Origin of the sequence: Phenylobacterium sp. (assembly GCF_046291545.1) — a bacterium.
Classification (GTDB): domain Bacteria; phylum Pseudomonadota; class Alphaproteobacteria; order Caulobacterales; family Caulobacteraceae; genus Phenylobacterium.
Window position 1 is genome coordinate 42,585 of sequence record NZ_JBKBSM010000001.1, and the last position, 13,131, is coordinate 55,715.

At 69.5% G+C, this 13,131-nt stretch carries 15 protein-coding genes; 13 read left to right on the forward strand and 2 right to left on the reverse strand.

Annotated features, from left to right (window positions below):
- Positions 1–43 precede the first annotated feature (43 nt).
- From ACK4YQ_RS00240 to ACK4YQ_RS00275, 8 genes are all read left to right on the forward strand, one after another.
- Entirely contained in the window at positions 44–1,315 is a 1,272-nt protein-coding gene (locus ACK4YQ_RS00240) for an MFS transporter (RefSeq protein WP_409607071.1), read from the forward strand.
- A 2-nt stretch (positions 1,316–1,317) separates the two neighbouring features.
- Positions 1,318–2,517 (forward strand): MFS transporter, encoded by a 1,200-nt coding sequence (locus ACK4YQ_RS00245; RefSeq protein WP_409607074.1) that lies wholly within the window; start codon positions 1,318–1,320, stop codon positions 2,515–2,517.
- 136 nt (positions 2,518–2,653) lie between these two features.
- A complete protein-coding gene (gene rpmI, locus ACK4YQ_RS00250; RefSeq protein WP_409607076.1) occupies positions 2,654–2,854 on the forward strand; it encodes a 50S ribosomal protein L35 in 201 nt (66 codons plus the stop codon).
- A 20-nt stretch (positions 2,855–2,874) separates the two neighbouring features.
- A complete protein-coding gene (gene rplT / locus ACK4YQ_RS00255) occupies positions 2,875–3,231 on the forward strand; it encodes a 50S ribosomal protein L20 (protein ID WP_409607078.1) in 357 nt (118 codons plus the stop codon).
- Between the two features lie 115 nt (positions 3,232–3,346).
- Entirely contained in the window at positions 3,347–4,456 is a 1,110-nt protein-coding gene (gene pheS, locus ACK4YQ_RS00260) for a phenylalanine--tRNA ligase subunit alpha (protein WP_409607080.1), read from the forward strand.
- A gap of 10 nt (positions 4,457–4,466) precedes the next feature.
- Positions 4,467–6,839: a phenylalanine--tRNA ligase subunit beta gene (gene pheT, locus ACK4YQ_RS00265; RefSeq protein WP_409607082.1), complete on the forward strand. Its 2,373-nt coding sequence runs from the start codon at positions 4,467–4,469 to the stop codon at positions 6,837–6,839.
- A gap of 104 nt (positions 6,840–6,943) precedes the next feature.
- On the forward strand, positions 6,944–7,489 hold the full coding sequence (locus ACK4YQ_RS00270) for a TIGR00645 family protein (RefSeq protein WP_409607084.1): 546 nt from the start codon (positions 6,944–6,946) through the stop codon (positions 7,487–7,489).
- 81 nt (positions 7,490–7,570) lie between these two features.
- Complete coding sequence (locus ACK4YQ_RS00275) at positions 7,571–8,017, forward strand: VOC family protein (protein WP_409607086.1); 447 nt, start codon at positions 7,571–7,573, stop codon at positions 8,015–8,017.
- A 95-nt stretch (positions 8,018–8,112) separates the two neighbouring features.
- Here the strand turns inward: ACK4YQ_RS00275 and ACK4YQ_RS00280 are convergent, their stop codons facing one another.
- The gene (locus ACK4YQ_RS00280; RefSeq protein WP_409607088.1) at positions 8,113–8,727 is read right to left on the reverse strand and encodes a DUF1134 domain-containing protein; all 615 of its coding nucleotides are present in this window, start codon (positions 8,725–8,727) and stop codon (positions 8,113–8,115) included.
- A 163-nt stretch (positions 8,728–8,890) separates the two neighbouring features.
- On the opposite strand from ACK4YQ_RS00280, the gene lepA reads away from it, so the two are divergent.
- A complete protein-coding gene (lepA, locus tag ACK4YQ_RS00285; protein ID WP_409607090.1) occupies positions 8,891–10,699 on the forward strand; it encodes a translation elongation factor 4 in 1,809 nt (602 codons plus the stop codon).
- Here the strand turns inward: lepA and ACK4YQ_RS00290 are convergent.
- Positions 10,696–11,415, reverse strand: a complete 720-nt coding sequence (locus tag ACK4YQ_RS00290) for a glutathione S-transferase (protein WP_409607092.1) — start codon at positions 11,413–11,415, stop codon at positions 10,696–10,698. The genes lepA and ACK4YQ_RS00290 overlap by 4 nt on opposite strands.
- Positions 11,416–11,570: 155 nt before the next feature.
- On the opposite strand from ACK4YQ_RS00290, the gene ACK4YQ_RS00295 reads away from it, so the two are divergent.
- The 4 genes from ACK4YQ_RS00295 to ACK4YQ_RS00310 all read left to right on the forward strand — a co-directional run bounded on the left by ACK4YQ_RS00295 (position 11,571) and on the right by ACK4YQ_RS00310 (position 13,125).
- Entirely contained in the window at positions 11,571–12,050 is a 480-nt protein-coding gene (locus ACK4YQ_RS00295) for a Mut7-C RNAse domain-containing protein (RefSeq protein WP_409607094.1), read from the forward strand.
- A gap of 203 nt (positions 12,051–12,253) precedes the next feature.
- Positions 12,254–12,391 carry an entericidin A/B family lipoprotein gene (locus tag ACK4YQ_RS00300; RefSeq protein WP_409607096.1) on the forward strand — a complete coding sequence of 46 codons (138 nt, stop codon included), beginning with the start codon at positions 12,254–12,256 and terminating at the stop codon, positions 12,389–12,391.
- A 95-nt stretch (positions 12,392–12,486) separates the two neighbouring features.
- Positions 12,487–12,876 (forward strand): DUF983 domain-containing protein, encoded by a 390-nt coding sequence (locus ACK4YQ_RS00305; protein WP_409607098.1) that lies wholly within the window; start codon positions 12,487–12,489, stop codon positions 12,874–12,876.
- 90 nt (positions 12,877–12,966) lie between these two features.
- A complete protein-coding gene (locus ACK4YQ_RS00310) occupies positions 12,967–13,125 on the forward strand; it encodes a DUF3309 family protein (RefSeq protein WP_409607100.1) in 159 nt (52 codons plus the stop codon).
- Positions 13,126–13,131 lie beyond the last annotated feature (6 nt).

The window sequence follows — 13,131 nt, forward strand, 5'->3', positions numbered from 1 at the left end:
CCCTCGGGCGGCCGTTTTCATTTGCGGCCGCGCCCTCCGCGGAGTGCGCTTGCTCCATACTGCGGCGCAGATTACTGGCGTTCACATGTCCGATAACGCCCCGCAGAGGGCGACGACGTCGTCCCCCCTGGCGGCGGCCTCGCTCATCGCCGTCATCTTCATCAACATGCTGGGCTTCGGCATCGTCGTGCCGCTGCTGCCCTTCTACGCCAAGTCGTTCGACGCGCCGGCCTGGCAGATCGCGCTGATCTTCTCCGCCTACTCGATCGGCGCCTTCTTCGGCGAGCCGTTCTGGGGCCGGCTGTCGGACAAGTACGGGCGCAAGCCCCTCCTGATCTCGACCATCTGCGGCAACTGCCTGTGCTATCTGGCCCTGGCCTTCGCCCCCAACGTCTATCTGGCGTTCCTGATCCGCCTGGTCGGCGGCCTGGCCAGCGGCAACGGCGCCGTCGTGCAGGGCTACATCGCCGACGTGACCCCGCCGGAGAAGCGCGCCGGGCGCATGGCCTACATGGGCGCGGCCTGGAACATCGGCCTGATCGTCGGCCCCTCGCTCGGCGGGCTCTTCGCCCATCCGGACGCCGGGCCGATCGGCTTCCGCATCCCGCTGTTCATCGCCTCGGGCCTGGCGCTGGCTTCGGCGAGCTGCATCGCCATCTTCATCCGCGAAAGCCGCATACGCGACGAGACCATCACCCATCGGCCCAGCCGCTGGGCGGCCACGGGCGAGGCGGTGCGCCACCCGGTGATCGGCCGGCTGATGCTGCTGACCTTCCTGATCGGCTTCGCCTTCACCGGCATCGAATCGGTGTTCGGCCTGTGGTCGCAGGCCAAGTTCGGATGGGGCCCGCGGGAGGTGGGGGTGTGCTTCGCCTTCGTCGGGGTCTGCGCGGCCATCACCCAGATGTTCGTCACCGGCCGGCTGTCCGAGCGCTACGGCGAAGGGCCGATGCTGGCCGTTGGCATGAGCCTGACTATGGTCTGCGCGGCGGCCCAGCCGTTCTCCACCGGCTCGGTGATGACCATCGCCCTGATGTGCCTGACCGCCATCGGCCAGTCGGTGGCCTTCCCCAACGTCGGCGCCCTGATCTCGCGCACGGCCGATCCGCACCGCCAGGGTCAGATCCTGGGGCTGAACAACGCCACCGGCGCCCTGGCCCGGGTGATCGGGCCCTTCTGCGCCGGCCTGACCTTCTCCGGAATCACCATTGACGGGCCGTTCTTCCTTGCGGCCATGGTGACGGCTCCAGCCATCTTCCTGGCGATCGCTGCGAGCCGGCGGGCGCGAACCTTTCTGACGGACCGAGCGACCTAGCCATGGGCCAGAGCGCGGACAAGACCGACCTCCGCGCACTCGTCACGTTGCTCGGGGTGATCTTCCTCAACATCGCCGGCTTCGGCGTGGTGATCCCGTTGCTGCCCTTCTTCGGCCACGCCTTCGGGGCGGACGCCTGGCAGATCACCCTGTTGTTCTCGGCCTTCTCCTTCGGGCAGTTCCTGGGCGAGCCGTTCTGGGGACGGCTGTCGGACCGGATCGGCCGCCGTCCGGTGCTGACGCTGACCATCGCCGGAGCTTCGCTGAGCTATGTGGCGTTGGCCTTTTCCCCCAACATCGGCCTGGCCATGGTCGCCCGCTTCGTCGGCGGATTCCTGTCGGGGAACATCTCCACCCTCCAGGGCGCGCTGGCCGACATGACGCCGCCACATGAGCGGGCGGCGAAGATGGGCCTGATGGGCTCGGCGTTCAGCCTGGGCTTTATGACCGGACCGGCGATCGGCGGGCTTCTGGCCCAGCCGCAGCTCGGCCCGGCGGGATTCCACGTGCCGCTGTTCGCGGCGGCCGGCTTCGGCCTGGCCTCGGCCGCGGCGGTGGCGGCCTTCGTGCGCGAGGCGCGCACGCCCAACCGGCATGCGCCGAAGACCTCGCGCCTGTCGGCGCTGAAGGAGGCCTTCGCCCATCCGGTGCTGAGCCGCATCCTGATCATCAGTTTCGTGGTGGTCTCCGGGTTCGCCGGCATCGAGGCGACCTACGGGCTTTGGACCGAGCACCGCTTCGGCTGGGGCCCCAGGCAGATCGGCTTCGCCTTCATGGGCATCGGGATCCTGGGCGCCGTGTGCCAGGGCGTGGTCAACGGCCAGCTGGTGCGCCGCTGGGGCGAAGTGCGCGTCCTGACCACCGGCCTCGGCTTCATGTGGGTCGGGATGCTGGTGCAGGGCTTGTCGCTCAATTGGGTGATGGCGATGGTCGGATTCGCCGCCGTGTGCTTCGGCCAGTCGGTGTGCTTTCCGAACCTGTCGGCGCTGATCTCCAAGGCCACCTCGCCGGACCGGCAAGGCGAGATGCTTGGGATCAACATGAGCTGCAACGCCCTGGCCAGGATCGGCGGTCCCATCTATGCGGGCCAGATCTTCTCGGCGGTCTCGCCGGGGGCGCCGTTCGGCCTGACGGCTCTGCTGATCATCCCGGCCACGTGGCTGGCGCTACAGGTGGGCAGGCGGGTGAAGACCGCGATCTGAGGCGCCGCCGGGGCGCAGGCCTTGCCTTTGGCCGGTCTTTCGCGTATCAGCCCCGCTCTTTGGAGCCGCCTGGCCATTGGCATGCCAGGGCGGCTCGTCAATACGCCAGAGGACGGGGCTTCGGCTCCGCAGAGAAATGCCGAAACTGAAGACCAAGAGCGGCGCCAAGAAGCGCTTCAAGATCACCGCGACCGGCAAGCTCAAGGCCGGCGTGGCGGGCAAGCGGCACCGGCTGATCAGCCACAACGCCAAGTACATCCGCCAGAACCGCGGCACCAAGGTGATGACCGAGGCCGACGCCAAGATCATCCGCACCTTCCTGCCCTACGGCCTGTGATCTTAGAGGAGCGCTGAGACATGGCTCGCGTCAAACGGGGCGTCGTCGCCCACGCCAAGCACAAGAAGGTTCTGGAGCAGGCCAAGGGCTTCTACGGCCGCCGCAAGAACACCATCCGCGCCGCCAAGGCCGCGGTGGACAAGGCCGGACAGTACGCCTACCGCGACCGCAAGGTGCGCAAGCGCAACTTCCGCTCGCTGTGGATCCAGCGGATCAACGCCGCGGCCCGCATCGAAGGCTTCACCTATTCCCGATTTATCTTCGGCCTTGAGAAGGCCGGGATCGAGATGGACCGCAAGGTCCTGTCCGACATCGCGGGCAATGACCCGGCCGCTTTCAAGGCCATCGCCGACAAGGTTCGCGCCGCGCTGGCCTGAGGCCTGGGGATTCCTTGCGGATCCTGAAGCAATCAGAGCCCTCCGGCGCCGCCGCCGGAGGGCTTTTTGCTGCCCTCTTCCCGCGCAGAAGACAGCACGCTAGGACACCCGTCCCATGACCGATCTCTCCCAACTCGAAGCCGATCTGGCCGCCCAGATCGAGGCGGCCGCCGACGCCCAGGCGCTCGAAGGCCTGCGTGTCGCCGCCCTCGGCAAGTCCGGCTCCATCTCCGCGCTCCTGAAGTCCCTCGGCGCCATGAGCCCCGACGAGCGCCGCGAACAGGGGCCGCGCATCAACGGACTGCGCGACAGGGTCGCCGCCCTGATCGCCGAGAAGAAAACCGCCCTGGAGGCGGCCGAGCTCGACGCCCGCCTCGCCGCCGAACGCGTCGACCTGACCCTGCCGGCGCCGCCGCGCCGCAAGGGCGGCGTGCACCCGACCATGCAGGTGCTCGACGAGATGATCGCCATCTTCGCGGAGATGGGCTTCGCCCTCGCCGAAGGCCCGGACATCGAGGACGACTTCCACAACTTCACCGCGCTCAACTTCCCGCCCAAACACCCGGCGCGGGAGATGCACGACACCTTCTGGCTGCCGGAGAACGAGCGCGGCGAGCGCAAGCTTTTGCGCACGCATACGAGCCCGGTGCAGGTGCGCGTGATGCAGCGGACCAACGACAAGCTGCCCGGGTGGATCGCCAACGGGCAGGAGCCGCCGATCCGGGTGATCGTGCCGGGCCGCACATACCGCTCCGATTCCGACGCCACCCACACGCCGATGTTCCACCAGATGGAGGGCCTGGTGATCGACCGGAACATTCACATGGGCCACCTGAAGTGGACCGTGGACACCTTCATCGCCCGGTTCTTCGAAACGCCGGCGGTGGAGACGCGCTTCCGCCCCCACCACTTCCCCTTCACCGAGCCTTCCGCCGAACTGGACGTGCGCTGCGACCGCTCGGGCGGCGAGGTGAAGATCGGCCAGGGCGAGGACTGGATGGAGGTGGTCGGCTGCGGGATGGTGCATCCCAACATCCTGCGCACCTGCGGCCTGGACCCAGACGTCTGGCAGGGCTTCGCCTTCGGCTTCGGCATCGACCGGCTGGGCACCCTGAAGTACGGCATGCCGGACCTGCGCGACATGTTCGCCTCGGACAGGCGCTGGCTCGAGCACTACGGCTTCAGTCCCTTCGCCATGCCCAACGCGGCCACGGGCCTGAGCTGAGGAGCACGCCATGAAGTTCACGCTTTCCTGGCTGCGCGAGCACCTGGACACCACCGCCTCGGTCGACCAGATCGTCGAGGCCATGACCATGGCCGGCCTCGAGGTCGAGCATGTCGAGAACCCGGCCCAGAAGCTGGCGGCCTTCTCGGTCGCCCGCATCGTCGAGGCGGTGAAGCACCCCAACGCCGACAAGCTGCAGGTCTGTCAGGTGGACACCCGCGACGGCCGCAAGGAGATCGTCTGCGGCGCGCCCAATGCGCGGGCCGGCCTGGTCACCATCTACGCCCCGATCGGCGCCTATGTCCCCGGCCTGGACGTGACGCTGGAGGCTCGGCCCGTGCGCGGCGTCGTCTCCAACGGCATGCTGTGTTCGGCGTCCGAGCTGGAGGTCGCCGAGGAGTCCAGCGGCATCATGGAGCTGCCTCAGGACCTGGCCGTCGGCCTGTCGGCCGCCGAGGCGCTGGGTCTGGAGGCGGTGATCGACTTCGAGGTCACGCCGAACCGGCCCGACTGGCTGGGGGTCGCCGGCATCGCCCGCGACCTCGCCGCCGCCGGGGTGGGCGCGCTGAAGGACCTCTCGGTCGCGCCGGTGAAGGGCGGCTTCCCGTGCCCGGTGGAGATCCGGCTGGACGGCTCCGACGCCTGCCCCGCCTTCGCCGGCCGCCTGATCCGCGGCGTGAAGAACGGGCCCTCGCCGGCCTGGCTGCAGCAGCGGCTGGTCTCCATCGGCCTGCGCCCGATCAACGCCCTGGTCGACGTCACCAACCTGATCTCCTACGACCGCGCCCGGCCCCTGCACGTCTATGACGCCGCCAAGCTCTCCGGCGGGTTCATCGAGGCGCGCCTTGGCCGCCCGGGCGAAAGCCTGCTGGCGCTGGACGGCAAGACCTACGAGGTCACCGCCGAGATGTGCGTCATCGCCGACGGCTCCGGCGTCGTCGGGCTGGGCGGCGTGATGGGCGGGGAGTCCACCGGCTCCAGCGAGGAGACCGTCGACGTCTTCGTCGAGAGCGCCTGGTTCGATCCGATCCGCACCGCCCAGACCGGCCGCGCCACCGGCATCGTCTCCGACGCCCAGTACCGTTTCGCCCGCGGCGTGGACCCCGGCTTCGTGGTTCCGGGCCTGGAGCTGGCCACGCGCCTGATCCTGGAGCTGTGCGGCGGCGAGGCCTCCGAGGTCGCGTTCGCCGGCGAACTGCCGGCCGCGCCCCAGCCGATCGCTTTCGACCGCGCCTACGTCCAGCGGCTCTCCGGCCTGACGATCCCGCCCGCGCGGATCGACGCCATCCTCGCGGCGCTGGGCTTCGAGCTCGAGGGCGGGACGGCGACCCCGCCCACCTGGCGCCGCGATGTCGAAGGCAAGGCCGACCTCGTCGAGGAGGTGGCGCGGATCGAGGGCTACGGCGCCCTGCCGGCCGAGCCCCTGCCCGAGATCGCCCGACCGGCCGGCGGCGTGCTCACCGTGCGCCAGACGCGGATGCGCAACGGACGCCGCTCCATGGCGGCCCGCGGCTTCTCCGAGACCATCACCTGGAGCTTCATCCGCCGCGAGTGGGCCGAGCTGTTCGGCGGCGGCGCGCCCCAGCTCGTGCTGACCAACCCGATCGCCGCGGACCTGTCGACGATGCGCCCCTCGATCCTGCCGGGCCTGATCGAGGCGGTCGGCCGCAACGCCCGCCGCGGCTTCCCGGACGTGGCGCTGTTCGAGGTGGGGCCCTACTACGAGGGCGACGAACCGGGCGACCAGAAGACGGCTATCGCCGCCGTGCTGGCGCCGCATCCGCCGCGGCGCTGGGACAAGGCGGGCGACGATCCCCTGTTCGCCCTCAAGGCCGATCTCCTGGGCCTGTTGGACGACCTCGGCGCCCCGGCGCTGCAGATCGCCCAGGGCTCGGCCTCGTCCTGGTGGCACCCGGGGCGTTCGGCGCGGCTGCAGCTTGGGCCCAAGACCGTGGTGGCGGAGTTCGGCGAGATCCATCCGCGGGTGCTGAAGGCCATGGACGTGGACGGCCCGGTGCTCGCCTTCGAGATCACCCTGGACGCGATCCCCGAGCCGAAGCGGAAGGCGACCAAGGGCCGGCCGGCTCTGAACGCCTCCTCGCTCATGCCGCTGTCGCGCGATTTCGCCTTCGTGGTCGCCGAGACCGTGCCGGCGGGGGATCTGGCCCGTGCGGCGTCCGGCGCGGACAAGGCGCTGATCTCGGATGTGCGGGTGTTCGACGTCTACCAGGGCAAGGGCGTGGACGAGGGCATGAAGTCCATCGCCATCGAGGTCGAGGTCCAGCCGCGCGAGAAGACCCTCACCGACGCTGAGATCGAAGCCCTGTCGGCCCGGATCGTGGCGGCCGTGGAAAAGGCGACCGGCGGCAAGCTGCGCGGGTGAACAGGCGGGGCCTTGCGCGCGCCCACGGCGCCGCTACCTAGTCCGAACCGGAGCCCTCGCGCGATCGTGGGCTCCGGCTTCGCGGACTGTCGCCTGGAGGCTCCATGACCCAACCGCCCGCCCACAAGCCCAAGCCCGTGCTGGAGCGCTGGCTGGAGGACGGCCTGTTCCGCTCGCGCTGGCTGATGGCGCCCTTCTACCTGGGACTGGTCGTGGCCCTTGCGGGGCTGGTCGTCGTGTTCGCCAACGAAGCCTGGCGCGAGCTCAGCCACATCTGGACCATGGGGCCGGAGGAGGCGATCCTGATGGTCCTGTCGCTGATCGACCTGTCGCTGGCGGGCAACCTGCTGCTGATCGTGATCTTCTCGGGCTACGAGAACTTCGTCTCCAAGATCGACACCGGCGACGACGAGGACCGCCCCGGCTGGATGGGCACGGTCGACTTCTCCGGACTGAAGATGAAGCTGATCGCCTCGATCGTGGCGATCTCGGCGATCGCCCTGTTGAAGGCGTTCATGGAGCTGGCAGAGGGGCACGATCTACAGGACCGGCATCTGACGTGGCTGGTGGTGATCCACCTGACCTTCGTCGCCTCCGGCGTGCTTCTGGCGCTGATGGACTGGCTGGCGAGCAAGACCGACAAGCACTGATCGCGCAGGATCGCCGGCTTGACTTCCGCGGCGGCGCGCCTGTGCGATGACCGGGCAGGGCCGTTCAGCGGAGGAGAACCGATGGAGATCAACGGCGTCGCCCACACCTTCATCACCGCCGGGGACTTCGAGGCCTCGGTGGCCTTCTACAAGAAGCTGCTGCCCTTCCTGGGCCTGAGGGAAGTCGCCGAGTCCGCAGACACCTACTACTGCGTGGGCGGGCGCACCGGCTTCGCCGTGCGCCGGCCGGCCCCGGAGCATGCGGGCGAGCGGTTCGTGCAGAACCGCGTCGGCCTGCACCACATCTGTTTCCGGGCGCGCGAGCGCGGCGACATCGACGAGGCCCACGCCTTCCTGGTCTCCATCGGCGCGCGGATCGTCCACGCCCCGCAGGAGGACGCCTACGCCCCCGGCTACTATTCGGTTCTGTTCGAGGATCCGGACGGCGTGCGCCTGGAGATCAACCACGTTCCCGGCCGCGGGGTGTTCGACACCAAGGAAGGCAAGGTCTACGGCACGCTCGACTAGGCGAGCGCGTCACCTCGGTGGACCACTACATGGTATCCGGCCCTGAGCTCTAAGCGGCGCCGGACCTTGCGGCCCGGCTCGTGAAATAGGCGCGCCTAGAACGGGAAGATGTTGCGCCGGCGGCTGTAGGCCAGGTAGCCGATGTTGGCCCCCAGGCGCAGGCCCACGCCCGCGCGGATGGGCGCCAGGGTGATGTCGCTGGCCCGCTGATAGTTCACCCCGAGGCCGCCGATCAGGTAGGCCGACCCCTCAACGCCGGGGAAGCGCTGGAAGATCACGTCCGGATACTGAAGATTGTAGCAGAGGGTGAAGACCCGGCTGGCGTTGCCGCCCAGGTCCCAGCCGATGCTGGGGCCCTGCCAGTAGACCTCCAGCGGGGGGCGGTTCTTCATGTAGAGCAGGCCGCGGCCGTAGCGCAGGCCCACGGTGATCGCGCCGGCGGCCTCTTCGCCGGCGATGTAGGCGGTGGGCCGGCCGTTGTCGGCGAAGACCTTTTCCACAACGCCGCCGGCGGCCTCGGCGGTGACGCCCAGGAAGTCGGAGACGTTGTTGACGATCTCGTCGCGCGAATAGGTCTCGGCCTGTCCGGACGCCGGATAGTCGGGCCGCTGGTTCGGCGGCGGCGGGCCCTGAAGCTGGGGCTGGGCCGTGGCGCAGGCGGCCGTGCCGAAAGTGGCCAGGCCCGAGGCGATGAGCGTGCGGCGATCCATTCCGTTTCCGATCCTTGAGAGCTTGTAACAGCCTCCCATCCCTTGGCGCCCTGATTGCGGCGAACCGCTTTAACGCCCGGTTAAGCATGCCACGGCGAGGCGCCCGAGGCCGTGACGCGCGGGCGCCCTCGCGCAAATCCGCGAATGTGATAGACGCTCGCCCATGACGCAGACGCCGCTCTCGCACATCCGCAACTTCTCGATCGTGGCCCACATCGACCACGGCAAGTCGACCCTGTCCGACCGTCTCATCCAGGAGACCGGCGCGCTGACCCAGCGCGAGATGACCGAGCAGGTGCTCGACAGCATGGAGATCGAGCGCGAGCGCGGGATCACCATCAAGGCCCAGACCGTGCGCCTGCACTACAAGGCCGACGACGGCGAGACCTATGTCCTGAACCTGATGGACACCCCCGGGCACGTGGACTTCGCCTACGAGGTCAGCCGCTCGCTCGCCGCCTGCGAGGGCTCGATCCTGGTGGTCGACGCAAGCCAGGGGGTGGAGGCCCAGACCCTGGCCAACGTCTACCAGGCCATCGACAACAACCACGAGATCGTGCCGGTCCTGAACAAGGTGGACCTGCCGGCCGCCGAGCCCGAGCGGGTGCGGGCCCAGATTGAGGACGTGATCGGCCTGGACGCCTCGGACGCCGTGCTCTGCTCGGCCAAGACCGGGCTCGGGATCCACGACGTGCTCGAGGCCATCGTCAAGCGCCTGCCCCCGCCCAAGGGCGAGCGCGACGCGCCGCTTAAGGCCCTGCTGGTGGACGCCTGGTACGACCAGTACCTTGGGGTGGTGGTGCTGGTGCGCGTGTTCGACGGCGTGCTCAAGGTCGGCCACCGGGTGCGCATGATGCAGACCGGCGCGGTCTATCAGGTCGACCGCCTGGGCGTGTTCCGGCCCAAGCAGACCGAGGTCAGCGAGCTCGGCCCCGGCGAGGTCGGCTTCATCACCGCCTCGATCAAGGAGGTGGCGCACGCGGCTGTGGGCGACACCATCACCGACGAGAAGCGCCCCACCGACGCCCCCCTGCCCGGCTTCCGCGAGGTGCAGCCGGTGGTGTTCTGCGGCCTGTTCCCGGTGGACGCCGCCGACTTCGAGGACCTGCGCGCCGCGATCAGCCGCCTGCGCCTGAACGACGCCTCGTTCACCTATGAGATGGAGACCAGCGCGGCGCTCGGCTTCGGCTTCCGCTGCGGGTTCCTGGGCCTGTTGCACCTGGAGATCATCCAGGAGCGGCTGAGCCGCGAGTTCGACCTGGACCTGATCACCACCGCCCCCAGCGTCGTCTACAAGATCAGGCTGACCAACGGCGAGGAGATCGACCTCCACAATCCCGCCGACATGCCCGACCCGGTGCGGATCGACAGCATCGCCGAGCCCTGGATCAAGGCCACGATCTTCACGCCCGACGAATACCTCGGCGCGATCATCAAGCTGTGCCAGGACCGTCGCGGGGAGCAGCGCGAGCTCTCCTACGTCGGCGCCCGGGCGATGGTGGTCTACGACCTGCCGCTGAACGAGGTGGTGTTCGACTTCTACGACCGGCTGAAGAGCGTCTCCAAGGGCTACGCCTCCTTCGACTACGCCATCGAGGGCTATCGCGAGGGCGACCTCGTGAAGATGTCGATCCTGGTCAACGCCGAGCCGGTGGACGCCCTGTCCATGCTGGTCCACCGCAGCCGCGCGGAGATGCGCGGCCGGGCGATGGTGGAGCGGATGAAGGACCTGATCCCGCCGCACATGTTCCAGATTCCGATCCAGGCGGCCATCGGCGGGCGGATCATCGCCCGCGAAACCGTCCGCGCCCTGCGCAAGGACGTGACCGCCAAGTGCTACGGCGGCGACGCCACCCGCAAGCGCAAGCTCCTAGACAAGCAGAAGGAGGGCAAGAAGCGCATGCGCCAGTTCGGCAAGGTGGAGATCCCGCAGGAAGCCTTCATCGCCGCCCTGAAGATGGACGCCGACTAGCCGTCCAGCTCCGGATAGCGCCGGAAAACGCCGTCCTCGTTGAACGGAATGCGGCGGGGCGAGAGCAGATAGTCGGCGATCCGCGGCCGCTGGGCCACCCGCGCGGCTAGGGCGCCGACCTTGGGCAGCCGGTCCTCCAGCCGCGCCATGGCCCGCGGGAAGGCGTAGCGCAGGCCCTCCACCGCCTGGAACAGCGACAGGTCGGCATAGGTGATCTGGCTCGGGACCAGCCACTGGCCGCCGTGGCGCTCCAGGATGGTCTCGAACCAGCCGAGATACTTGGGGATCCGCTGCTCGCGGAACGCCTTGGCCCGGGCCGCCGCGGCCTCCTTCTGCTCGTCGTACCAGGCGCCGACGTCGATCGGGTGGTGGGTGTCGTGCGCCTCGGCCACCAGGTCGGCGATGGTGAGCTGCATCTGGTTCACCCACAGCCGGCCGCCGTGGTCGATCGGCGTCAGCGCCAGCCAGGGGCCCAGGTGCAGCAGGATGTTGGCGGTCTGGGCGATCACCAGGTCCCCGTCCACCAGGAACGGCGGGGCGAACGGCGGCGTCGGCTGGCGACGCTCCATCCGCTCGACCAGGGCCGCCTCGCCGCCGCCGGCGTCCTCGGGCCCGCGCGCCACGTCGACATAGTCGGCGCCCGCGTCTTCCAGGGCCAGGCGCACGAATTCCCCGCGCCCCTGCAGTCCGGGCCAGTAGTGGAGTTCATAGGTCATCGGCCGCCTCGCTTGCGGCGGCGGAACGCTTAAGGCCGCTCGCGGTTCGCAGCCTGGCGCTGCGGCCTGACGAAATCGTGGCGCCCGTGTCGACGCCGCCGAGGCCGGGCGAACGGGATCGGCGCGCGGACGTTGGGTGGCCTATGCTGGCGCCGATGCCCGCTCCGCCCCCACGGTTCCTGTGCGACGAGATGCTGGCGCGCCTGGCCCGGCTGCTGCGCGCGGCGGGGCTCGACACGACCCTGTCCGTCGGCGGCGAGCCGGACGCCGACCTGCTGGAGCGGGCGCGCAGGGAAGGCAGGCTCCTTGTCACTCGCGACCGCGAGCTGGCCGCGCGCGCCGGCGCCGACGCCGTGCTGGTGGAGGGGCGCGGGCCGGCGGAGGAGGCCTGGGACCTGGCGCGCGCCGTCCCGATCGACTGGACGCACGCGCCGTTCAGCCGCTGCGTGATGGACAACGCCCTGCTGAGGCCCGCGACGCCCGAGGAGGTCGCCCGCATGCCGAGGACCGCCCGCGAGCGGCCCGGCCCCTTCCGCGCCTGCCCGGCGTGCGGGCGGCTCTACTGGCCCGGCAGCCACACCCGCCGGATGGCCGAGCGCCTCGCCGGCCTGGGCGCGGGCGATCGTTCGGACTAGGCTTCGGCCTTGGCCTCGCCCGCCGCCGCCCGCGGCGAGAGCGCCTCCACGCCACTGAACGTGGCGTGCTGATAATCAGAGTGGTTCGCTTTTGTAATATGAACAAACGATATAGGCGACGGACCCGTTGACGGGGCGGCCGCCTCGCCTAGAAATCGCCACCAGCTTGGCCGCACATGCGCGGCGAAGCTTCGGAGACGAACATGCGCAAGGTCCTGATCCTGGCCGCTGCGGCCACGGCCCTCTTCGTTTCGGCCTGCAACACCGTGGAGGGTGTCGGCCGCGACATGCAGGCGGCCGGTCGTGCAGTCACCGGTACGGCGGAAGACGCCCGGCGCTGAGCCACGTCCGGTGGCGCACGCGCCGCGGCGCCACCTGCGGGCCTGCGACCTCGCAGCCCCTACCCTTCCTCCGGCCAAGTGAGCATATGGCGCCCATGTCTGAACGTCGGCTTTTCCCCGCCATGGCCCGCGGGCTTCGCGGCCAGTGCCCCGCCTGCGGCAAGGGCGCGCTGTTCTGGCGCTACCTGAAGGTCTCGCCGCACTGCCCGACGTGCGACCACGACCTGGGCCAATACCCGGCCGACGACGGCCCGGCCTATTTCACGATCCTGATCGTGGGCCACGTGATCGTCGCGCCGCTGCTGCTGTTTCCGGTGATCTGGGAGGCGTCGGCGCTGATCGTGCTGCCGGCGACCCTGATACCGCTGGCGGGCCTCACCCTGGCCCTGCTGCCGCGCATCAAGGGGGCCTTCATCGGGCTGATGTACACCTTGAACGTCAAGGAAGCCGACCAGGCGATGCACACCGCCGACGCCGCCGAGTAGGCGCCGCCGCCCGGAACTGCGTCCGGCGCCGCTCGTTCTCCCGCACTGCTCATCCGCACCAGGGTGGGCGCGACCTTGGGAGAGAAGGCGATGACCCTGGGCACCATTCTGCTCATCATCCTGATCCTGGCCGTGATCGGCGCCCTGCCGACGTGGGGCTATTCGCGCGGCTGGGGGTACTATCCGTCCGGCGGCCTTGGCCTGGTGCTGGTGATCCTGCTGATCCTGGTCTTCATGGGCCGAATATAGGCCAGG